The organism is Neoalteromonas arenosi (genome assembly GCF_030362855.1).
GTDB lineage: Bacteria > Pseudomonadota > Gammaproteobacteria > Enterobacterales > Alteromonadaceae > Alteromonas_E > Alteromonas_E arenosi.
On record NZ_JAUCBP010000002.1, the window covers coordinates 53,512 to 75,961 of the forward strand.

Here is a 22,450-nt window from a genome sequence, read left to right on the forward strand (position 1 = left end):
GAAATACTGCACTTGAAATACTCAAACGCGTCTTGGCTTTTGCCAGTTATCTCTTTTGGTTGTCTACCCTGTGTGGTAATTGCGCAGGATGGTATTTCGAAAATCGAAGTGGTTGAAGTTACCGCGCAAAAACGCAGTCAGTCAATCACTGATATACCCATGGCAATCTCTACTTTTGACAATCAGCAACTAGAGTCGTTGGGTGTTCAAGACACGACCGATTTGGCCAAGGTTGTGCCGGGGTTAAATTTTAGTAACACCGCGTTTGGACCACCGGTCTATACTCTGCGCGGTGTAGGGTTCAATGAATCTAGTGCCCAGGCGACCTCCACCGTAGGCATCTATATTGACGAGATCAGCTTACCTTTTCCGATTATGACACAAGCCGCTAACTTAGATTTAGCGCGTGTGGAAATCATGAAGGGACCCCAAGGCACATTATTTGGACAAAATGCAACGGCTGGGGCAATCAACTATATTGCGGCAAAACCGGCAGCCAATTATGAGGCGGGTATTGTCGCAACGGTCGGCAATTTTGAGACAGTCAGCATGGAAGGCTTTATAACAGGCCCTATAAACTCGGTTGTTAACGCAAGAGCTGCGCTACGAACTATCTATGCAGGACGGGGTTGGCAACAGAGCGTTTCACGCGATGATGAATTAGGTCAGCAGGACCGTTTAGCTGCTCGCGTTAGCTTCGACTGGCAGGCCAGCGATGTAACGGATGTGCTATTTAGTATGAATTACCACCGAGACGATTCCGACACCCTTGCACCACAAGCTATCGACTACATTGCGGCACGTGCTGGTAATGCAATAAATGGCTCTTTTGACGTATTTGGACCGATTCTGGATGCCCGCGTAAATCCACAGTTTTTCCCCGGCAACAGTGATGATATTCGAGCTGCAGATTGGACTGCAGATAGAGAGCCTGCATTAGCGCATCGTATGTATTCACTAACAGTCAATGCGCAACACCGCTATTCGGATGAGGTAACGCTGGTTGCTCTAACAGGCATGCATCGATTTGAGGACAATGGTTCAGAGTATGAACGCGGCGGAGCAGCTGGAGTTACAGCGGGGTTTATCCGCAATTTGACTGGAGGCTCCCTCGATACTGTATTTGACGGTTTGTATCGCGATTTTTACGAGGGGCACCTGCACGGCGATTATGCCACTGTTCCAGATAGTGAGTATGTCACCTCCGATTATGTATTTCAGCACGGCGAAATTAAGTCTTTTTCGCAGGAACTGCGATTAACCAAAGTGACCGACGAAGTCGTGTGGATCGCAGGGCTCTTCTATAGTGATAGCACAGTCGACTACCGAACAACACAAGATTGGGGCTTAGCAACTAACGTCAATATTCTACCGACTTCAGGGTTTGGCTTTAACCAATTACGCAATGTGATTGTACAGGACACTACAACTAAGGCAGTGTTCGCTAATATAGATTGGTCATTTAGTGAGACGTTAAGCTATTCTTTGGGTTTACGCTATTCCAAGGATGAGGCAAAGTACGACGGTTGTACTGAAGACATAGACGGAGCCGGCTTGGCCTTGTTTAATCAGTTCTTTTTTTCCGGTAATGACTCAGGAGGCGTCACCAATGGCTGTGTCACAGTGATTGATTTTGGTGAGCCTACTCAATCGGTTGGCAATATTGAAGATACGCTAAAGGACAATTCACTGTCTTGGCGACTTGCGGCAAATTATCAATCCAGCCCAAATTCAATGATGTATGCCTCGTATAGCCGTGGCTTTAAAGCTGGCAGTTATCCGTCGTTGGCGGCAATTGTGGCGAACCAACTTGACCCAGTTGTGCAAGAGCAGTTAGATGCCTATGAAATAGGCTTGAAAACAAGCATCGCTGACAACACAGCACAATTGAACGTTAGTGCATTCTATTACGATTATAAAGATAAACAGCTACTCACTAAAAAAGTGATCCCAGTGTTTCGCACGGCTTTTACATTGGGCAACATCGACGAGTCTAAAGTTCGTGGAATAGAGTTCGATTTACAGTGGTACCCCAGCGATAATCTATTTGTAAAAGCTGCCGCAAGTTTTCTCGATTCTGAAGTCACGCGTGGCGACGGGTTTAACCAGCTAGGGCAATCGCTGAATTTAGCTGGTTCTCCTCTGCCTTTTACATCTGATTATCAACTGAATACTCTGCTTAGGTACAACTGGAATATAAATTCTGAACTTGGCGCGTATGTGTCGGTAGATGGCGCATTTAGCTCGGAGTTTAGCGCAGATTTTCGTTCTAATGCGACGATGACAAATCAGGTCGCTGATTTTATTGGCAGCCCAGTAGAGGTGATCATCCCCCCAGAGCCTTATGAATACGATCAGCGTTTTACTCAACCCGACTATTTTATTGCCAATGCAAGACTCGGAATTGAAGATCTCAATCGCGGCTGGCATGTGTTTTTGTGGGCACGCAATCTAACGGATGAATACTACTTCAGTTCAGTTGTGAAGAATAACGAGATGGTAGCCGCCTACCCGGGTATGACCCGAACATTTGGCGTGACCTTCGTAATGACTTTTGATTGACCAATCTTCAATCATAAATTTTGTTGTTTGATGCTTCAGACTTAAATTTAAGTTGGTAAGTTAAGACATAATTTCAATCATCTTTGTGCCGCTTTCGCTAGAGGTTGTAACGACTGTTCTATGTTGTCTGCTGCTGCTTTTGAAAGATCTTGTTTGACAGGCTGAGGCTTGCCAAATAAATAACCTTGCAGATAGTCAGCATTGGCGTTGTGTAACCATTCTGCTTCCTCTGCTGTTTCTACACCTTCAGCAATGACTTTAATCGCAGTGTTTTTAGCTATCCGTATAAGGCTGTTGACGATGTTTTGTTTAAAGTCATCACGATGAATATCCCTGACTAAGTCCATGTCGATTTTTACATAGTCAGGTCGAAGTCGTTGTAACAAATTTAGTCCGGACCATCCGGAACCAATGTCATCCAGTGCTACTTGAAACCCCGCTGAACGATAGAACGCAAGAATCCCCTTAAGATGATTCAAATCGCTTGCTTTGTGCGTTTCAGTAACTTCAAAAACAATATCCTCGGGTTTCATACCTAAGGTATGAATGGCGGCAGCCGTCGCACGCAAACAATAGGCAGGATCATATATACTAGAGGGATTAAAATTAATAAAAAGCTTGCCTGGTAGTTTAGATTTCGCTGCGTTTTCCACCGCAGAGCGCCGCGCTACTAGATCTAACGAAAACAATAGATCGGAACTTTCGGCTAGTTGGAATGCGAGTTGCGGGGGCACAATTGAGCCTGTCTCATCTCTGATCCGGAATAACCCCTCATGCGCAAAAATAGTTGGCTGTTCGGCCGACGATTGCGCGCAAACGATCGGTTGATACCAGGTTTCGTAGCGCTCTTTATCAACGCTGTCGATCAACCACTTAGCTTTATATCGATTAACCAAAACATCCAAGGTTGTCATTCTAGCCATTTGTTCTAAGTTTGGAGGCTGCGGCTGCTCTGTTGTCGTCACCTTTGCTCCAGCGAGCTCAGCCATCTCGAGTGCGCCCATGATTGAAGTTAAAAAATGCGATATTTTCGGTTTTTTAATGTGACACGAGATGCAATGACTCGTTTCTTGCTTAGCTTCTAAGCCTAAAGAGCCACACAAACTGGCAATTTTGCCGAATGATTCGACGGTCGGAACAAAAACCCAAAAGTAGGTATCCTCAAAGAAGTAGTCGTCAATAGATTCACAATCTGCACAATACATAATCAAGATCTTCGTAACTTTAAGTAACAATTGATACGCAAAAAAAAGCTGATTGGTTTTTGTACCCAATTAGTCCATGACTATCGAGTTACTCGCCTACACGCATTTTTCTACAAGCAGGGTCACGAACAAACAGGCTCAATCATTAGCGCTGCACTCGACTCACAGTATTGCGATCAGTCACACTTTATTCGCGACTTCAAAGCATTCACCGGCAAAACACCAAAGGCATTTTTGAATTCACCACCGGAGATTTATGAATCGTTATTGGAGTCGTTAATGGATAGATATATTCAGTCGTTGCTTTATTGGGGTCGTAAATAAAGGCTTTTATCGACTTGTCTTACATAATGGTGTCAAAGGACAGGCTTTTTCAGACTCGCTAACCTTCACGCGGGTAGTGAACGACACACTTACAGCGGTTACTAATTGTGAGAAATAGTTTTCTGATAAAAAACGCAATACGGGTTCGTTAGCACACTTCAGAGACCCACACATGAACCTTTAGATTAGCACCTGGGCGCCCCCAGAAGGAGCCTTCTACTGACGGTACAAGTTCAGGGAGCCTACTCACTGCAACGGCAATATGTTCTGCGCCGACTAAGCCTCCGTGAGTCGGGTCAAACCCTTTCCAACCGGCCCCAGGAATGAATATTTCAACCCACGCATGCGTTGTTCCAGGCGTTGCGTCTCGCGATTTTTCATGAATATAACCACTGACAAATCTCGCGGCGAGACCAAGATGACGTGCAGCATCGATAAACAGGTTTGCCAGATCTCTGCACGACCCTTTGCGGCTCGTCAGGGTTGCGTTTGTACTTTGCACACCTTCCTCATCCCGTTTTATGTAACCAATAGACTGATAAATTTGCTGATTAAGCAAAAGTAATAATTCAAAGGTCTGAATCGGTTCATTTTCACACCAAATTACCCTTATCCAGTTTTTCAATGCTGTGTTACAGGAGCTGTCCCCACGGCGTAAATAGGGCGCCAATGTCCTGCCATCATCAGTCAAATAAGAAAATGGATATGAAACCGCATAGCTCTCTATTAAAAAGTCATGAGGTACTACATCGTACTTTTGAACAATTGACTTACTTTCAATAAATAAACGTTGGGTCGACTCTGAAAATGTTGCGATAGCCACCGAATTACTTTCAACATCTCTATGCCATTTTAAACACGCCTCTGGGTTTATTTTGAGTTCAAATGACTCAATAAATTGATCGTGGCCTTCACGAGGCCGCAATCTGAGCGTATGCGTTTGCAACTGAACAGTTTCGGGGTATTCATAAATCGTTTGATGGACGATTTTAAATCGCTTCATGGGTGATGTATCCTGCATATGCCATGCTGAACCCTCATTTTAGTGCGGATGGCGTTCCGGCTTCGCTGTTTTTACATAGAGAGAGTAATAGAGCCACACCCAGTACAGAGGAACACAAAGATGCCAAGAGTATTCCCAATTTAGCTGCGCTCAGGTTATCCGAGGCATATGCAAGATTGGCAATAAACATTGCCATCGTAAATCCAATACCTGCCAATATACTTCCAGCAACAATCAAACCCCAGGAAAGATCGGGCGGGCGCTCAGCGACTCCCGCTCGTAACGCCAACCAAATGAAAAAACAAATACCAACAGGCTTTCCTACCACAAAGCCCAAAAATACAGCGCTTATTACCGCAAGCGATAAGTCACTGAATACTATGGGAATGCCGGCGTTGGCGAACGCGAATAATGGCATTACAACGAACCCAACCCATGGGTGGAGAATATGTTCCAGGCGTTCAACGGGTGATAGCGCTTCCCGGGCCGCTGCTTCCATAGTATTTAACAATGTTGAGTGACTGAAACTTCGGTTTTCCCTGACTTTCGCAGAAGTCGTCCAGATAGAAGCAACGATATTGTGTAAACGCTCATCTGTTACCCACCGAATTGTTGGTGTCATCAAACCAAGAACCACACCCGTAACAGTTGGATGAATGCCTGATGCATCGACAAGGACCCAAATACAAGTTCCGGCGATAAAGAACAACGAAAAACGTCGAATACCTGACAATGACATTAGCTTTACACAAACAAAGCCAGCGATAGCACAAACAATATACAAAGGCTCTATCTTTTCGCTGTAACCGAGTGCAACAACAATAATCGCGCCAAGATCATCGACAATGGCCAGTGATAGCATAAATATACGTAAACTCTTAGGTAGTCGCTCTCCGAAGAGGGCCAAACAACCCATCACGAAGGCCGTGTCTGTAGCCATAACCGTACCCCATCCTCGCCCGGCATCGCTCTCTAGCCCAAACGAAAGATAGATGCATGCCGGTACAATCATTCCACCCACTGCAGCAGAGACTGAAAGCATTGCGATCTTTGTGTTTCGCAACTCTCCCAACACCAGCTCACGTTTAAGCTCCAGTGCGATGAGAAAGAAAAACAGGGTCATTACAGCATCGTTTATCCAGGTGTGTAAGGTATGTTCTACAATCAGCGAGCCAATCTTGAACCCGAGAGGAGTTTGCCACAAAGCTGCAAAGTCATCGCTAAATCGGGAATTAGCCAGACAAAGAGCGAAGATTGTAAAAAAAAGTAATATAAATCCAGCAGCTGACTCTATTTTAATAAACCGGTGCAAAGGATGGGTTATCCAGTCAATGGGCGCTTGTGGTAGCTGCTCTGGCTGTCCTCTTCGTTCCGCGAGGAAGGCGCTAACTAGGTACTTGATTTTCATACAGTTAACTCCTCTTTATGTCCACACCTAGTCGCGGTATTTGTAAATGGCGTCGATAGCCAGAAAACCCGACCAAAGACGAATCTATGCGGCAGACTACAAGCACTCACCACAGTTACCAACACGAACTGTATGGGCCTTCTAGTTACTTTTTCAAAGTTGCGCTATCCATTTGGGACTCATCATAAAGCAGCGATAAAGGTTAGATCTGATTAAAATATTGTTCATGCCACAAAGATGTTAATATCGTTCCATCGTATGGATAGATAGAGAGATTTAATATTCTTCAAGCCGATCGGTTTCTCTCTTAACGGTTGCATAACATTCACAGCAAAGTGTTTCTAACCTCTGTCGGTCCAGTATAGTGATATGACCACGTCTGTAAGAAATGACACCTAACTTTTGCAGCTTCCCTGCAGCTTCAGTTACTCCCTCGCGCCTGACGCCGAGCATATTGGCAATTAATTCTTGTGTCATAATCAGACTATCAGTTGACACGCGATCTAATGACATTAGAAGCCACCGGCAGAGTTGCTGGTCAATAGAGTGATGTCGGTTACATACCGCCGTTTGTGTCATCTGCGCGATAAGACCTTGGGTGTAACGCAATAGAACCATACGCGTTTTTTGATTGTTATTGAATTCATACAGCAATGACGCAGCGGGTAGCTGATAGGCAAAACCGGCACTTTGCACAACGGCTCGGTTTAGGGTACTTTCACCTCCCATGAAAACAGCGATACCAACTAAGCCATCTCTTCCTACTATAGAAATTTCCGCAGATGAACCATTTTCCATAACAGATACTAGTGAAACGATGCTATCAATAGGAAAAAATACACTAGACTCGCGTTGTCCGGCTTCAAATAACACCTTGCCTAACGGTAACTGGATGCGTTTCAGTTGTGGAAAAATTTTTAATTGACTCTCTTCAGATAATGCCTTGAGCAATATATTCCCCGATGAACTGTGCGATGCAGATCCCATTGGTCAATTCACTTTTAGCTATTCACTTTAAAGTCATTACAACACTTAACTGCACACATTACCCGAGTTTTCTGAGGTACACGCTTCACGATTCATTTTGCCGCAGATTAACGGGGGGGCTATCGACATTATTGGTCTCACTGAGAGGGGCTGTGTTGTTCTGTGAAGCATACCGCTTACGCTGCACTAATGTTTTTGGCCAGTGAGGGCTAGTTACTGCAGCTTGCACCTCATCTTGACATTGATATACATATAAAATGTGTCTGGTAATAGCCGCGCTTTTTTTTATTTGGTTCATAGATCCTTCCGCATACCTTTATTTGAGCACTACAAACAAGTTTAGGTGAATTTGTAAGAATTATCTGTGCGCTAACGCACAGACAGTGCCTTATCTTGAGTGAATACTTTGGCAATGATGCGGGTTCTTTAACAGCTTGTATTGATTAATTAAAATTATCTCTCTCAACGACAAGCTCATTTCGCATCTATTTAGATTCAGTCAGGATTGCCTAAAGGCAAATAGCCTTTTATCCCATCAGTTGCCTAGGGGACTTAACCAAATGAAGCGAGACATAGACATCTTATGCGCGATTAAAAACCAGCAATGCGCTGATAGTCTGTGCCATAAAATCAAACAAATAATACCTGATGTACATTTGGTTGTTGTGCCAGAAATGGTCGATGTGTTGTCCATTATTTCTGTTCATCAGGTAAAGTTATTTATAGTCGCACTTGAAGTAAATGAAGTTGTTGACCCGCTTACTTACACAATCGCTTCGGCTTTTCCGCTAACCTTAGTGCAGTTTTTTCCCGTCAGTCTTTTGCGATACGCTGAGTTTGCAGTGACCACAATAAAACTCTGGGCTGCTTGTCTGGAATATGATTCAAAACTTCTGCATAAGCCATTAAATAATGATGTAATTAAACGAGAAAAAATGCTGCTTTTTGCGATGCCTGAAGCAGTGATCAGTTGTAACCTACAGGGAAATATAACTTATCTAAACCGCGCAGCGGAGCGATTAATTGGCCTGAAAAAGCGTCAGATGATGGATAAACCCATTACGTCAATAGTTGAGTTCAATACGGATATTACAGCCGACGGAACCGACCTTACATTGGCAGCATTGCTGACGGAGGATTCACCACAAACTCACTGTGTAAATGCAAAGTTGCTTGCGCAAAATAGTGACCATACTTCTGTCATTAGTTCGTTTGGCTGGTTGCGAGATAATAGGGAGGATTTGAAAGGTCTAGTATTGGTAATGCGAATGGTTGACAGGCAGTATGTGAAGCTTTATCACCAAGCAAATTATGATGAATTGACCTCCTTACCCAATAGGGCATTGATGAATGATAGGTCAAACCTAGCCGTTAGGTTAGCCGTCAGACATAATTGTTACGTTGGTCTAATGTTTATTGATTTGGACTACTTTAAAGCCGTTAACGATGCGATGGGACATGATGCCGGCGATCAAATGCTCAAATCCGTTGCCAAGCGACTCATTTCATGTGTTCGCGCAAGCGATACCGTCAGTCGACATGGTGGTGACGAGTTTGTAATTTTACTCACTGAGGTCGTCAACTTAAGCGACTGTGAACGGATAGCTAAGAAAATCTTGGACGCATTTAAGTTACCTCACATGGTAAACGACAAATCGTGTGTCATTGGCCTGAGCATCGGTATTAGTATATTTCCACTAGACGCTGACAGTAGTCAGGCAATGTATGTAAATGCCGACAAGGCTATGTATGCCGCGAAAGCCAGTGGACGCAATACATTTGAAATCTATCATTATCATCGATATGGTTTATGATTGGTCATTATGCAGTGACAGAAAACTCCTGGAATTGAACTCCGTAAAGAGCTGAGTTACCCGTTAATTACCTTTTTCTTCCTCAAGCCCCGGTTCCTTAAGATATTTAAAAAGTTCGCTATCCGTGGTCAAAATTAAGGTTGTACTGTTACCTATGACCGAAGGGTAGGCTGCCATAGTTCGAGTAAACTGGTAAAACTCTGCTGCTTCAGGGCTTTGGCCGTAGGCGCTAGCATATATCAGCGCGGCCAAAGCGTCGGCCTCGCCACGAATGGCCTCTACTTGTTGGTATGCTTCCGACTGAATTTTGTCCAGATCTCGTACCCTGTTGCCTCGAATTCGCGCAGCTTCACCGTTGCCTTCGGAAATAAAGCGTTCGGCAATCTGTCGCCGTTCGCTGATCATTCTATCGTAGATTTTTGGCCTTACGCTAGCGTTGTAGTTCACTCGTTTGAAGCGAATGTCCAGTAGTTCAATACCAAAAACTTTGACCTTCTCTGCCGCCGATCTAAAAATTTCTAATTCGACGATTTTACGACCTTTATGAATGGGTACCAACGTTCCTATATCCGATGCAGTTTCTCCAGCAGTAGGCAATTCGTCACGCTGCGGAGTCCGATCTTTGGTTGTCCGAATGATTTCTATCAATTCATGTTTAGCTACTGCATTGCGGGTTTCACTACCAAGGATGTCATCAAGTCTGGATTGCGCACTTCGTTCATCTCGCAAACGCAAAAAATATTGGAGTGGATCGGTAATTCGCCACCGAGCAAATAAGTCAACCGAGATATATAACTTGTCTTTGGTTGGCATATCAGATGGACTACCGTCCCATTCCAACACCCTTTTTTCGATAGGGTTAACGTGCTGAATAAATGGCACTTTAAATTGCAAACCTGCAGTGACTATGGCGTCGCCGACGGGCTTGCCAAATTGAGTAACAATAACTTGTTCTACCTCACTCACGGTGTACAGTGCACTGTTCAACACTATGGCGATACTGGCCGTTAATACAATTGCGGCAATTGTTAACCGTTTCACTTTATTCATGATTCGCCTGTTCTTCAGTTTTCAGATTTAGTAACGGCAAAATGCTCTGTGAATCAACATCCAGAATTACTTTACTGGAGACCCTTGGCATAACCTCTTGCATGGTTTCTAGATAAATTCGCTTACGTGTTACTGTGGGGGCTTTGATATATGCAGCAAACAAGGCATTGAACCGAGCAATGTCACCTTTTGCTTCATTAATACGCTTTAGGCGGTAGCCGTCTGCTTCTCGAATACGTTGATCTTTTTCACCTTCCGCAAGCGGAATAACTTTGTTGTAATCGCGCCGCGCTTCATTTATTAGCTTTTCTTTTTCCTGCTGTGCTTGATTGACTTCATTAAAGGATTCCTGAACAGGCTTAGGCGGATTAATGTTTTTCAACTGTACCTGATCGATGCTTATACCCATGGCATATTTGCTTGACGTAGCCTGCATTTTTATTAACGCTTCAGATTCAATTTCTTGGCGGCCAATAGTTATGACTTCATCAACAGTGCGGTCGCCCACCACTTCACGCATGACCGACTCCGATACGTATCGGAGAGTTTCACTGGGCTCTCTGACCTCAAACAAAAATTTAACGGGGTCAGAAATCCTGTATTGCACTACCCATTCGACCAAAGCCGCATTTAAATCTCCGGTAACCATCTGGGTTTCTCGTTGAGGATCTATATTACGCAGACTTTGATTCGGGTCAGTGGCATTTGGGGTACTAAAGCCAAACTCTTGTTTGAGTTGGCGCTTTACTGGGACAATTTGGACCGAATCGATTCCAAATGGATAGCGAAAATGTAAACCTGGCTGGACTTGTTTAATGTACTTCCCAAAGCGTTGTACGACCGCCACTGAATCACTGGGTACTGTATATACGGCACTCCATAGGACTGACCCGACAACAAAGATCAGCGCGAGAGTGAAAAATGCATGTGGGCTTCCCCCAGGAAGCCATTTTTTGAAACGGTTGAAGAACTGCTTGATTGCCTGATCTAAATCAGGAGGCGGTAAGTTACTCTTCCAAGGATTTCTTGAAGGGTCATTTTCTTGCGCCATGATTTTTGCCTCAAGTTATTGGTGGGATATTGGTAAATCTCACCACTTACAGTTTAATCGAGACACTGTGTGGAGTATGTTCGTTAGCAAACATTAGCCAGATAAAATTACTTCGAATCGTTATTTTGACGGGTTTAAATGTCTAGGCATCCCATTTTAATAATGCTACTGAAAGGCGTTCCGTTTTAATAAGTCCTCGAAGTCAGTGCGACTGAAGAGGCCTAATGATTCAGCAGATTGGGCTAACGAGAGGTGTTTTTTCTGTGCCTCCTTTACAATAGAGGCTGCCATGTCATAGCCCAGCTCTGGTGTAAGTAAGGTAATAATGGATAAGTTGTTGGTCATATTCTGCTCAATCTGTGCTTTGTTGAGAGTTAATCCATATAGGCAATTTTCCGCAAACGATTGTATTGCATCGGATAATAATTCTATGCTCTCCATAATGTTGTGAATAATGACGGGTCGTGAGGTGTTCAACTGTAATTGGCCAGCAGAGGCCGCTAGAGAAACGGTGAGATCGTTACCAAACACCTGCATGCAAACCATACTTAAAGCCTCGCATTGGGTAGGATTTACTTTGCCGGGCATAATTGAGCTACCGGGTTCATTGGCAGGCAATATCCACTCATTCAAGCCACATCGAGGGCCACTACCCAAAAGCCGAAAATCATTCGCCATTTTCAGCAATACCGAAGCCAGTAGTTTCAGTGACGCACTAAATTTTAACAATGCTGATTCTCCAGACACGGCAGTGTATAGATTTTCATGCTGTTCAAATGGCAACTCAAAGCGCTTTGCCAAACCTGCAATAACCTGGCGGCCAAAATTGGGGGGAGAATTAGCCCCCGAGCCAACGGCCGTGCCCCCGAGTGCCAACTTGAAAACTTGTTGTAAACTAGCCTGGAGGTCCAACTTAGCATGATTTAGTTCGCTCAAATATACCGACAAAATTGCCCCTGCTGGCAATGGAATAGCGTCCATTAAATGGGTGCGCCCTACGCATGAAACACCTTTAAACTCCGATTGTTTTTCCTGTAAGTATTGACAAAGTTTGTTTAACGAAGGCAATAATTTTCGTGTCGATTGCTGTGCCACAACTACGTGCATAGCGCTAGGAAATACATCATTTGAGGATTGCGACATATTGACGTGATCGTTGGGGTGAATCTTGTCTTTTGTAAGCAATTCAAAGGTTTTAACTTGATCACGCAGATAAGCATTCGCAAGCGAGGCTATAACCTCGTTCACATTCATATTGGTTTGTGTGCCAGAACCAGTTTGCCAAATCCGCAATGGAAACTGATCTTCATAGTGTCCTTTAATGATTAATTTACAGGCATATAAAATTGCGTGATGTTGTGTCTTATTCAACAGGCCTTCTGCATAGTTGACATCTGCACATAAAAGCTTAATTGCTACCAGAGCATGAATAAAATCATGGTCAAAACACTGCTTACCAATGTTAAAGTGCAGTAATGAGCTTTGCGTTTGTTTCCCCCACCATACACCTTGACTCACCTTTTCCGTGCACTCCGATTGAGCTTTGTTGGCTTGTATAAACGTAGAGACAGGTTTAAACGACATACTGTGATGCCACATAAACGTGTCTTGCATTCGGTATTGTCAAATCATCTGTGCTGTTCACAAGTCCTTTACCCGTCTTATAAAAATCGACATTTTCTCCGACCCACTATCGTTTTTGTGATCTTGAAGCAACAGTTAAGCGCTGTTCCATTGCGGTTGAACTGTTCGGTAATCTTTCTCAAAGCTAGTTATCTGGTAATTAATAGAAATTAATAATAACGGTTTGCTTAGTTCAGTTAAAATACCCCAGGTCCCCCCCCGGGGAATACACATCAAAATCAAACGTATTTTAGAATCAATGAGGGATATGAAAAGCTCTTACAATACATTTTGCGACACATTAACAAGAACCATCATGGCTGTTTCTTTTGGTCTTGCTTTGATTGTTGCTTTTGCGGCTCTTTGCTCGGAGCTAGTTGCTTTTCTTGGTCGGGCTTGCCATCTTTCGTTGGAGTTTGCATAAATGCCTCTGGCGTTTCACCGTTAGCTTGATTGCCAACAGTTCAAGTAAAGCTTAGATGCTTTATTAGTATCTTTCCGTTCGCTAGCGAACAGAACGCCAACTCGTCCGTTGGTATATTTTTCTTGCAATGAATCTTTTAGGAACAAGACAATGAATGTGCTCGCTCACCAAGTAAAACGAGTTCCATCCAAACCCAATTCGGTTAAAGAAATGCAGTGGTACCTAAGCAGCAATACGTTATGCAACAATAGTGTTTACAACCATAAGGAACAAAAGCTAGGTAAATTAAACAGTTTGATGGTTAGCCTGCCAACAGGGGTGGTAACTTATGCTATCATCGCCCATGGCGGATTTTTCGGGATCGGCGGGAACTTAACCGCAGTGCCATGGCGCTCGTTAATATTGGACCGCGAGAAAAAATGCTTCACTTTATCCGTTCCAAAGAAAAGGTTTGAGGGGGGCTCCATCATTCAATGCGAATAGCTGGCCAAATATGGAAAATACAAAATGGGCGACGGAAGTTCTCGGCTATTTTAACGTTAAAGATACCAATTTAAACATGTAAAGGTCTAAAGAGCTTAGTTGCGCAGTCAGTCTGTTGTTGAATTTTTTCTTCTACATTTTTTCGTCGTTGAGTTTCGCAGCTTACCATGTGGTCGCTTCTAACTAGCTAGACATCTCATAACCACGATCTCCAAGTCAAAGGAATCGTTGTTATATTTTCAATAAAGGTCGAATCTTCTAATAACTATGCACAAAGACAAACCTCTATTATACGTAACAGTGACCTAGCGTGGTGTGTCTCCGAAAGTACACCCACAGGGTGCGCTTTCTCCGGGCACAAAAAAACCGACTTTCGTCGGTTGGTGTGCATAGTGGTACCAGAGGCCGGGCTTGATGGGACTGACTTTTCAGCCGGTACACGATTTTTCTAATCGTTATTAGATGATGGTACCAGAGGCCGGGCTTGATGGGACTGACCTTTCAGCCGGTACACGATTTCTCGAATCGTTATTAGATGATGGTACCAGAGGCCGGGCTTGATGGGACTGACCTTTCAGCCGGTACACGATTTTTCGAATCGTCATTAGATGATGGTACCAGAGGCCGGACTTGAACCGGCACACCCTCACGGGCGGCGGATTTTGAATCCGCTGCGTCTACCAATTCCGCCACTCTGGCAATGGTAACCATGCAATGCTCGATACGTAGTTTAACGCTTCGAGGTTGCGCATTATAGCGAGCTAAAAAATCCACGCAAGAGAATTTTACCATCGGTTTATCAATAGCTCATTTGTTGTGCTATTCAGCAGAAGTGCTAGCGCAGGTTGATCAACTTTGTCAGACTATAGGTAATCATACATACCCGACTTTTAGAGCTGTAGCCGTGACCGAGAGTAAAACCCAACCCAAACGCGCTGGATTTTTTAAGCGATTAGCCGCCATGGTTTACGATGTACTGGTGGCAACCGCAGTGGCGATGTGTGCGGCACTGGTCATTATTATTACCCTGCTGATTTTGTATGAAACCAACGTGATCCCGCATACCGGAGGTATGTTATTTAATGACTTTATTCAGCAGTCGTTGTTGTACACCAGCATCATCCAAGCCTGGGTATTACTCTGGGTTATTGGCTTTTTCTTGTACTTTTGGAAAAATGGCGGTCAAACATTGGGGATGCGAGCATGGCGTTTGCGCATGTATTCGCTAACAGATAAACCGGTAGGCTACGGACGCTTGCTGCTGAGAATGATCAGTGCATTTGGTGGGCTCGGTACTCTCTTGGTGCTGCTTGATTTTAAGCACAAACTGGCCTTACAAGATCGCATTTCGCAAATTGAAGTGTTGAGCTTAAGCAAGGAAGATAACCACCACCGTTCTTGGTAGTGGCTCACTACTTCCTCAGCAGGAATCCAGCGATCGCGATAAATACAAAACTGGGCACCAACGCGCCGAGTATGGGGGGTAATTGATACACCAAACTCAGTGGCCCAAATACTTCGTTGCTGATAAAGAATGCAAAGCCAGTCAGCACACCCATAATCACACGTGCGCCCATGGTCACGCTGCGCAGTGGTCCGAAGATAAAACTCAGCGCCATCAACAGCATCACCGAAACCGAGACCGGTTGCATTATTTTTCGCCAAAGGGCTAATTCGTAGCGCGATGGATCTTGGGCATTATTTTCTAAATAGGTCACGTAATCGAGTAAACCGCGAATAGACAGTGCTTCGGGTTTTACGGCTACCACGCCAAGCTTGTCAGGCGTAAGCGTTGAGGGCCAGCTGTTGGATTCTATCGACTCTTGGCGGATGGCTAAGTCAGAGAAGTAGGTGTGATTTACGCTTTTCAATTGCCATTCATCCGCAGCATAAGCAGCTTCTTCGGCATAGGTTAAACGGGTTAAATTTAGCGATTCATCGAACCAGTAGATGGTGACTTCACGCAGTAACTCACGTGATACCACTTGGCCAATGCTCACGAAATTATCGCCGTCCTTAGCCCAGACCAACTGTTCGGAAGAGAATAAACTACCACCGGATATTGCTTCGGTGCGGATCTCTTTGGCCTTTGATTCACTGGCTGGGGTCACAAACTCGCCGACTGCCATTACCACCAAAATCATCACCACGCATGACTTCATCGCCGAGCCGATAATGTTCCAACGGCTAAGCCCCGCAGCTTGCATCACAACCAGCTCGGAATGTGTCGCCAATACGCCCATACCGATTAGGCCACCGAGTAGGGTAGCCATGGGGAAGAATTGTTCAAGATCGCGGGGCAGGCTCAATATCACATACAACAAGGCAACTGTCATATCGTATTCACCTTCGCCAATACGACGAAGTTGTTCGACGAATTTAATCAACCCGCTAAGACCCAATAAAATAGTCAGCGTCAGTGTGACTGTGCCCAGCAGGGTACGGGCTACGTATAAATCGAGGATCTTAAACATTAGCTGCGCCTCCGCAGCAATGACCGCACCCAAGTACCAGTGCGCCTATCCCTCGCAATTAAGGTAATACCAATAACCAGCATGATCAGATGTACCCACCACAAACCAATTTGCGCGGGGATTTTCCCATCTTCGAGTACACGACGGCTAGCAAGTAGCAGTAAAAAGTAGCCTAGGTATAAAAGGATAGCTGGAAACATCTTACCGAATCGGCCTTGGCGGGGGTCAACGGCGGACAGAGGGACTGCAATCAATACCAAAAATGGTAGTGAAAGCGGGATGGCTATGCGCCATTGCAACTCTGCGATAGCTTCAATAGAACCATCATTCAAAAGGTCTAATGTCGGAACGGCAACCATTTTGCGACTGGATTCTTGTGGAGCCTGTTCACTGATTTGAATTTGATACTCGTCAAATTCAACAATGCGATAGTCACTGTTGGCCGAATTGCCTTCATACTGATTACCGTTGTTGAGGATAAGGTTTTGCTCGCCGGTTTCGCTGACCGAAATACTGCCAGTGTCCGCATAAACTATGTGCACATCCGGTGGCCCTGCACTTTGCTGCTTGCGCTGAGACAAGAAAATTTTGCGCAGCGGTTGGTCCAATTCAGTATCGACTTCATGAATAAAGATTACCGCCTTATCGTTGCCAGTTTGTTGGAATCGGCCTGGGATTAAAGCCGCGATGCTCGCTTCAGAACTGGCCTTGTCGCGTAGTTGGTACTCACTTTCAGCTGATAGCGGTGCAAGCCACAAGGTCACAACACCGGTAATTACCATGAGGAACGCCGACAGCACTAGCATGACGCGTGTGACGTACCACTCACTGATGCCACAAGCTTTCATTACGGTCATTTCGCTATCAACGTATAACCTTCCATAGGCTAGCATGATGCCCAAGAAGGCACTAATGGGCAGTACTAAGGAGGCTAAGACAGGACTATATAACGCCAGAAAACCCACCACTAAACTGGCAGGAATATCGCCGTCTGATGCATCGCCTAACACCCGCACGAATCGCAGGGTGATGAATATTGCCATCAAAACGAAAAAAATCGCGAATTGAGATTTTAGTGTTTCTTTAAGCAGGTAACGGAAAATTAGCATTGCTTAGTCACACACAAACTTGGATTTTTAGTGAAAGCAGTCACAGATTTAAGTAAACTCAGTGTTTTGACATGTTTTGTCGACATGCGGTCAAGCATATACGCATTCAATTGCCCGCATATTAAATCACAAGCAACAGCAAAAGGTTAATGCAAATTGGATTAAAATGACAATTTGATCGATTAAAACCGCCCTGTTGAACGAGAGATTATTATGGAATTTAGTGTAAAAAGTGGTAGCCCTGAAAAACAACGTAGCGCGTGTATTGTCGTGGGCGTGTATGAACCGCGTCGGTTATCACCAGTAGCAGAGCAATTAGATGAAATCAGCGATGGTTACATCAGCAGCTTGTTACGCCGCGGTGATTTGGAAGGCAAAGCGGGCCAGATGCTGTTATTACACCATGTGCCGAATGTACTCAGTGAGCGTGTTTTGTTAGTCGGTTGTGGTAAAGAGCGCGAGTTAGACGAGCGTCAGTACAAACAAATTATTGCCAAAACGATTCGTACTTTGAATGAAACCGGCTCAATGGAAGCGGTGTGTTACTTATCGGATCTGCACGTTAAGGGGCGTGATGTATATTGGAAAGTGCGTCAGGCGGTGGAAGCAACACAAGATTCTCTCTACACCTTTTTGCAATTAAAAAGCAAGAAAGGCGAGCCTCGCCGTCCTTTGCGCAAAATCGTATTTAACGTGCCAACGCGTAAAGAGCTGCCAATTGGTGAGCGCGCACTTGAGCACGGCTTAGCGATTTCGGTAGGTTCACGTACAGCGCGTGATGTCGCGAATATGCCGCCGAATATCTGTAACCCTGAGTACTTGTATCAGCAAGCCAAAGACATGGTCGCTGAATATCCACATTTGAGCCTTGAACACGTTAACGAAGCGCAAATGGAAGAGCTTGGGATGCACAGCTATCTCGCGGTTGGTCGCGGTTCAGAGAACGAATCGATGATGTCGATCATCCACCACAAAGGTGCTAGCGATGACGACGCGCCCATCGTATTAGTTGGTAAAGGCTTAACCTTTGACAGCGGCGGTATTTCAATCAAGCCTGGCGAAGCCATGGACGAAATGAAATACGATATGTGTGGTGCGGCATCTGTTCTGGGTGTAATGCATACGGTGGCTGAGCTCAACTTACCATTGAACATTATCGGCGTGCTGGCTGGGTGTGAAAATATGCCTGACGGTAAAGCCTATCGTCCAGGTGATATCCTCACAACCATGTCAGGTCAAACCGTAGAAGTGTTAAATACAGATGCGGAAGGCCGCTTAGTCTTGTGTGATGCATTGACTTATGTTGAGCGTTACATGCCAGACACTGTCATCGATATTGCTACCTTAACGGGCGCTTGTGTTATCGCCCTGGGCAAACACGCCACTGGCGTGATGAGCCCGCACAATCCGTTGGCACACGAGTTAGTCAATGCATCGGAGCAAAGCTCAGATAAGGCGTGGCGTTTGCCATTGTGGGATGAGTATCAAGAGCAAATCGAAAGTCCGTTTGCTGATATGACAAACCTCGGCGGTCGACCTGCAGGTACGATCACGGCCGCATGTTTTTTGTCGCGTTTCACTAAAAAGTACAACTGGGCGCATATGGATATTGCCGGAACATCTTGGGTTTCGGGCAAAAACAAAGGCGCGACAGGTCGTCCAGTACCGATGTTGACGCAGTTTTTGATGAACCGTGCAGGCTTGCGCACTGAAGATTAATTTTGATGACGCAAGTAACGTTTTATCAGCTGCAAGACGATGATCTTACTGCCGCTGCAACCCAGTTAATCACCAGCCAGTACCGTGCTCGACAGCATGTCCTGGTTGTTTGTTCTGACCAAGTACAGGGAGAACACTGGGATGAGCATTTGTGGCAACAGCCAACTGACGCCTTTATTCCGCACAATTTGCGCGGTGAGGGCCCACCAAATGGTGCGCCGGTAACTATTGTGTGGCCACCTGTGAGTGAAACGCGCGCCGTGGTTGTAAACTTAAGCGACACGACGATAGCTGTGAACAATCGCACACGCCAAGTGATTGAATTTGTGCCTACCGACGAAACCGGTAAACAAGCGGCGCGTGAACGTTATAAAAATTACCAAAGGGCTGGCTGCCAATTGCAGTTTCAGCCGTTAGCAAAAGAGACAAATAATGGATAAGACCTTTAATCCTGGTGCAATTGAACAAACCTGTTATACCGACTGGGAACAAAATGGTTATTTCAAACCCTCGGGGCAGGGCGAGCCTTACTGTATTTTGTTGCCACCTCCGAATGTGACCGGTAGCCTGCATATGGGCCACGCGTTTCAGCACACTATCATGGATACGTTAACGCGTTATCACCGCATGAAAGGCGACAACACCTTATGGCAATGTGGTACAGACCACGCCGGTATCGCCACACAAATGGTGGTAGAGCGTCAATTGGACGCGCAAGGCAAAAGCCGACATGATCTAGGTCGCGAAGCCTTCCTTGAAAAAGTCTGGGAGTGGAAGGCCGAATCAGGCGGTACGATTAGTCAGCAAATGCGTCGCTTGGGGACTTCGACCGATTGGGATCGCGAAGTATTCACCATGGATGAGAACTTATCCAAAGCGGTGACAAAAGTATTTGTCGAGTTGCATAAAGAGGGTTTGATCTATCGCGGTAAGCGTTTGGTTAACTGGGATCCGGTACTGCACACAGCGGTTTCTGACTTAGAAGTTGTCAATGAGGAAGAAGCGGGCCACATGTGGCATATGCGTTATCCATTGGCTGACGGCTCTGGCGAGCTAGTGGTAGCAACTACGCGCCCTGAAACCATGTTGGGCGATACCGCTGTTGCCGTGCATCCAGACGATCAACGCTATGCAAGCATGGTCGGCAAAGAAATTAAGCTACCACTTACAGGCCGCTTAATTCCAATCATTGCGGATGATTATGTTGACCAAGAATTTGGTACAGGTTGTGTAAAAATCACGCCTGCTCACGACTTTAACGATTACGATATGGGTAAGCGTCACGACTTGCCGATGATCAATATCCTAACCGACGACGCCAAGCTTAACGATGACGTGCCAGAAGCCTATCGCGGTATGGATCGTTTTGATGCGCGTAAGCAAATTGTCGCTGATCTAGAGGCGCAAGGTGTATTGGTAAAAATTGAGCCACACAGCTTAAAAGTGCCACGCGGCGATCGCTCCGGTACGGTTATCGAACCGTATTTGACTGACCAATGGTATGTAGCGGTTGAGTCGCTGGCGAAGCCTGCCATTGAAGCGGTTGAAAGTGGTGAGATCCGCTTCGTTCCAGAGAACTGGAACAAGACCTACTATCAATGGATGCACAACATTCAAGACTGGTGTATTTCGCGTCAGTTGTGGTGGGGACACAGAATTCCAGCTTGGTATGACGATGCGGGTAATATCTACGTAGGCGAAGATGAAGCTGCCGTGCGCCGTGAAAACGGCTTAGACGATGCGGTTGCGTTAAAACAAGATGAAGATGTATTAGATACTTGGTTCTCTTCTGCCCTGTGGCCATTTGCAACTATGGGCTGGCCTGAAAAAACACCAGAGCTAGAAACATTCGTACCTAGCTCAGTGCTAGTGACCGGTTTTGACATTATCTTCTTCTGGGTCGCACGTATGATCATGATGACCAAGAAGTTCACCGGCAAAATTCCGTTTAAAGACATTTACATCACCGGTCTTATTCGCGATGAGCAAGGCGACAAGATGTCGAAGTCGAAGGGTAACGTACTTGACCCGATCGATTTGATTGACGGTATCAGCTTAGACGCGTTACTTGAAAAGCGCACCGGCGGCATGATGCAGCCACAGAAAGCTGAGAAAATTGCTAAGCGCACGCGTAAACAGTTCCCAGAGGGCATTGCCAGTTATGGTACTGATGCACTTCGCTTTACCTTTGCGGCGATGGCGTCAACTAGCCGTGATATTAACTTTGATATGGGCCGGGTTGAAGGTTACCGCAACTTCTGTAACAAGATTTGGAACGCATCGCGCTTCGTGCTGATGAATACCGAAACTGAAGACACCGGTGCCAATGCATCAGCAAGTGAACGGGAGTTAAGCGTAGCGGATCGCTGGATCTGGGCGCGCTTTTATCAAACTGTTACAGATTTTGAACAAGCCATCGCGCAATACCGTTTTGATATTGCTGCACAAGCATTATATGAGTTTACTTGGAACCAGTTCTGTGACTGGTACTTAGAGCTTACCAAGCCAGTGCTTAACTCAGAGCACAGCAGTGACGCACAAAAACGCGGCACGCGTCACACGCTAGTGAACGTACTTGAACAATTAATGCGTTTACTTCACCCAGTAATGCCATTTATTACTGAGTCGATTTGGCAACGTGTTGCACCATTAACGGCAGTCGGTGCAGGCGAAACGGCGAGCGTTATGACGCAAGCGTTTCCACAAATGCCAGCAGAAGGTGTTGATCAAGACGCCTTGGCAGACATCGAATGGTTCAAGAAAGTGATTGTCGGTATTCGCAACATTCGCGGCGAAATGGATATTTCACCTAACAAGCCACTGTCGGTCATGCTGCGCAATGCTACCGCTGAAGATGAGCAGCGCTTCGACACGTTGTCGTTGTACGTAACGCGTATGGCCAAGCTTGAAGATGTGAAAGTGTTGGCTCAAGACGAAACAGCACCACCATCAGCGAGCGCGATTGTGGGTGAGATGGAAGTTTTGATCCCTATGGCGGGGCTTATCGATAAAGATGCCGAGCTGGCGCGGATCAGCAAAGCGATGGAAAAAATCGAGAAAGACGTGGCACGCACGCAAGGCAAGCTCAGCAATGAGAACTTTGTGAGTAAAGCCCCAGAAGCGGTGATTGAAAAAGAAAAGCAGAAGCTTGCCGAAGCCTCTCAGCAATTAGCTAAATTGCAAGAGCAGTACAAGAGCATCGAAGCTATCTAAT

General features: G+C 45.4%; 17 protein-coding genes and 1 tRNA gene. 8 read left to right on the forward strand and 10 right to left on the reverse strand.

Features of this window, described 5'->3' with window-relative positions:
- Positions 1–12: 12 nt before the first annotated feature.
- Entirely contained in the window at positions 13–2,562 is a 2,550-nt protein-coding gene (locus QTP81_RS02185; RefSeq protein ID WP_289363429.1) for a TonB-dependent receptor, read from the forward strand.
- A 77-nt stretch (positions 2,563–2,639) separates the two neighbouring features.
- On the opposite strand, the gene QTP81_RS02190 is transcribed toward QTP81_RS02185, so the two are convergent.
- On the reverse strand, positions 2,640–3,767 hold the full coding sequence (locus QTP81_RS02190; protein ID WP_289363430.1) for an EAL domain-containing protein: 1,128 nt from the start codon (positions 3,765–3,767) through the stop codon (positions 2,640–2,642).
- 30 nt (positions 3,768–3,797) lie between these two features.
- On the opposite strand from QTP81_RS02190, the gene QTP81_RS02195 reads away from it, so the two are divergent.
- Entirely contained in the window at positions 3,798–4,091 is a 294-nt protein-coding gene (locus QTP81_RS02195; RefSeq protein WP_289363431.1) for an AraC family transcriptional regulator, read from the forward strand.
- Between the two features lie 148 nt (positions 4,092–4,239).
- Here the strand turns inward: QTP81_RS02195 and QTP81_RS02200 are convergent, their stop codons facing one another.
- The 3 genes from QTP81_RS02200 to QTP81_RS02210 form a co-directional block, all read right to left on the reverse strand.
- The gene (locus QTP81_RS02200; RefSeq protein ID WP_289363432.1) at positions 4,240–5,094 is read right to left on the reverse strand and encodes a transglutaminase family protein; all 855 of its coding nucleotides are present in this window, start codon (positions 5,092–5,094) and stop codon (positions 4,240–4,242) included.
- A 34-nt stretch (positions 5,095–5,128) separates the two neighbouring features.
- Positions 5,129–6,502: a Na+/H+ antiporter NhaA gene (nhaA, locus tag QTP81_RS02205; protein ID WP_289363433.1), complete on the reverse strand. Its 1,374-nt coding sequence runs from the start codon at positions 6,500–6,502 to the stop codon at positions 5,129–5,131.
- A gap of 276 nt (positions 6,503–6,778) precedes the next feature.
- Entirely contained in the window at positions 6,779–7,489 is a 711-nt protein-coding gene (locus QTP81_RS02210) for a Crp/Fnr family transcriptional regulator (RefSeq protein WP_289363434.1), read from the reverse strand.
- A gap of 560 nt (positions 7,490–8,049) precedes the next feature.
- Here QTP81_RS02210 and QTP81_RS02215 point away from each other — a divergent pair.
- Positions 8,050–9,303, forward strand: coding sequence for a sensor domain-containing diguanylate cyclase (locus QTP81_RS02215; protein WP_289363435.1), 1,254 nt, complete (start codon positions 8,050–8,052; stop codon positions 9,301–9,303).
- A gap of 63 nt (positions 9,304–9,366) precedes the next feature.
- Here QTP81_RS02215 and hflC read toward each other — a convergent pair whose 3' ends face one another.
- From hflC to QTP81_RS02230, 3 genes are all read right to left on the reverse strand, one after another.
- Positions 9,367–10,353, reverse strand: a complete 987-nt coding sequence (gene hflC, locus QTP81_RS02220; protein ID WP_289363436.1) for a protease modulator HflC — start codon at positions 10,351–10,353, stop codon at positions 9,367–9,369.
- The gene (gene hflK, locus QTP81_RS02225; RefSeq protein ID WP_289363437.1) at positions 10,346–11,404 is read right to left on the reverse strand and encodes an FtsH protease activity modulator HflK; all 1,059 of its coding nucleotides are present in this window, start codon (positions 11,402–11,404) and stop codon (positions 10,346–10,348) included. Before hflK ends, hflC begins: the two co-directional genes overlap by 8 nt.
- Before the next feature lie 165 nt (positions 11,405–11,569).
- Complete coding sequence (locus QTP81_RS02230; RefSeq protein ID WP_289363438.1) at positions 11,570–12,988, reverse strand: class II fumarate hydratase; 1,419 nt, start codon at positions 12,986–12,988, stop codon at positions 11,570–11,572.
- A 673-nt stretch (positions 12,989–13,661) separates the two neighbouring features.
- On the opposite strand from QTP81_RS02230, the gene QTP81_RS17185 reads away from it, so the two are divergent.
- Complete coding sequence (locus QTP81_RS17185) at positions 13,662–13,934, forward strand: PRC-barrel domain-containing protein (protein WP_353059713.1); 273 nt, start codon at positions 13,662–13,664, stop codon at positions 13,932–13,934.
- A gap of 612 nt (positions 13,935–14,546) precedes the next feature.
- Here the strand turns inward: QTP81_RS17185 and QTP81_RS02235 are convergent.
- Positions 14,547–14,633 (reverse strand) — tRNA-Leu (locus tag QTP81_RS02235).
- 262 nt (positions 14,634–14,895) lie between these two features.
- Between QTP81_RS02235 and QTP81_RS02240 the strand changes: the two genes are divergently transcribed.
- Positions 14,896–15,339 (forward strand): RDD family protein, encoded by a 444-nt coding sequence (locus QTP81_RS02240; protein ID WP_434532964.1) that lies wholly within the window; start codon positions 14,896–14,898, stop codon positions 15,337–15,339.
- Between the two features lie 7 nt (positions 15,340–15,346).
- Here the strand turns inward: QTP81_RS02240 and lptG are convergent, their stop codons facing one another.
- Entirely contained in the window at positions 15,347–16,408 is a 1,062-nt protein-coding gene (gene lptG, locus QTP81_RS02245) for an LPS export ABC transporter permease LptG (protein WP_289363440.1), read from the reverse strand.
- Positions 16,408–17,517 carry an LPS export ABC transporter permease LptF gene (lptF, locus tag QTP81_RS02250; protein ID WP_289363441.1) on the reverse strand — a complete coding sequence of 370 codons (1,110 nt, stop codon included), beginning with the start codon at positions 17,515–17,517 and terminating at the stop codon, positions 16,408–16,410. The genes lptG and lptF overlap by 1 nt, the downstream gene beginning before the upstream one ends.
- A gap of 213 nt (positions 17,518–17,730) precedes the next feature.
- On the opposite strand from lptF, the gene pepA reads away from it, so the two are divergent.
- Genes pepA through QTP81_RS02265 form a run of 3 tightly spaced genes read left to right on the forward strand, consistent with a single transcriptional unit; the run spans position 17,731 to position 22,449 of the window.
- Complete coding sequence (gene pepA, locus QTP81_RS02255) at positions 17,731–19,236, forward strand: leucyl aminopeptidase (RefSeq protein WP_289363442.1); 1,506 nt, start codon at positions 17,731–17,733, stop codon at positions 19,234–19,236.
- 5 nt (positions 19,237–19,241) lie between these two features.
- The gene (locus QTP81_RS02260; RefSeq protein WP_289363443.1) at positions 19,242–19,676 is read left to right on the forward strand and encodes a DNA polymerase III subunit chi; all 435 of its coding nucleotides are present in this window, start codon (positions 19,242–19,244) and stop codon (positions 19,674–19,676) included.
- The gene (locus QTP81_RS02265; RefSeq protein WP_289363444.1) at positions 19,669–22,449 is read left to right on the forward strand and encodes a valine--tRNA ligase; all 2,781 of its coding nucleotides are present in this window, start codon (positions 19,669–19,671) and stop codon (positions 22,447–22,449) included. Before QTP81_RS02260 ends, QTP81_RS02265 begins: the two co-directional genes overlap by 8 nt.
- Position 22,450: the final 1 nt, after the last annotated feature.

Excerpts from the sequence above, each read along its gene's own strand:
- pepA (WP_289363442.1), top strand. The coding sequence starts at position 17,731 with ATGGAATTTAGTGTAAAAAGTGGTAGCCCTGAAAAACAACGTAGCGCG.
- hflK (WP_289363437.1), bottom strand. The coding sequence starts at position 11,404 with ATGGCGCAAGAAAATGACCCTTCAAGAAATCCTTGGAAGAGTAACTTA.
- QTP81_RS02190 (WP_289363430.1), bottom strand. The coding sequence starts at position 3,767 with ATGTATTGTGCAGATTGTGAATCTATTGACGACTACTTCTTTGAGGAT.
- nhaA (WP_289363433.1), bottom strand. The coding sequence starts at position 6,502 with ATGAAAATCAAGTACCTAGTTAGCGCCTTCCTCGCGGAACGAAGAGGA.
- QTP81_RS02240 (WP_434532964.1), top strand. The coding sequence starts at position 14,896 with ATGGTTTACGATGTACTGGTGGCAACCGCAGTGGCGATGTGTGCGGCA.
- QTP81_RS17185 (WP_353059713.1), top strand. The coding sequence starts at position 13,662 with ATGCAGTGGTACCTAAGCAGCAATACGTTATGCAACAATAGTGTTTAC.
- lptG (WP_289363440.1), bottom strand. The coding sequence starts at position 16,408 with ATGTTTAAGATCCTCGATTTATACGTAGCCCGTACCCTGCTGGGCACA.
- QTP81_RS02210 (WP_289363434.1), bottom strand. The coding sequence starts at position 7,489 with ATGGGATCTGCATCGCACAGTTCATCGGGGAATATATTGCTCAAGGCA.
- lptF (WP_289363441.1), bottom strand. The coding sequence starts at position 17,517 with ATGCTAATTTTCCGTTACCTGCTTAAAGAAACACTAAAATCTCAATTC.
- QTP81_RS02260 (WP_289363443.1), top strand. The coding sequence starts at position 19,242 with ATGACGCAAGTAACGTTTTATCAGCTGCAAGACGATGATCTTACTGCC.
- QTP81_RS02265 (WP_289363444.1), top strand. The coding sequence starts at position 19,669 with ATGGATAAGACCTTTAATCCTGGTGCAATTGAACAAACCTGTTATACC.
- QTP81_RS02215 (WP_289363435.1), top strand. The coding sequence starts at position 8,050 with ATGAAGCGAGACATAGACATCTTATGCGCGATTAAAAACCAGCAATGC.
- QTP81_RS02200 (WP_289363432.1), bottom strand. The coding sequence starts at position 5,094 with ATGAAGCGATTTAAAATCGTCCATCAAACGATTTATGAATACCCCGAA.
- hflC (WP_289363436.1), bottom strand. The coding sequence starts at position 10,353 with ATGAATAAAGTGAAACGGTTAACAATTGCCGCAATTGTATTAACGGCC.
- QTP81_RS02230 (WP_289363438.1), bottom strand. The coding sequence starts at position 12,988 with ATGTCGTTTAAACCTGTCTCTACGTTTATACAAGCCAACAAAGCTCAA.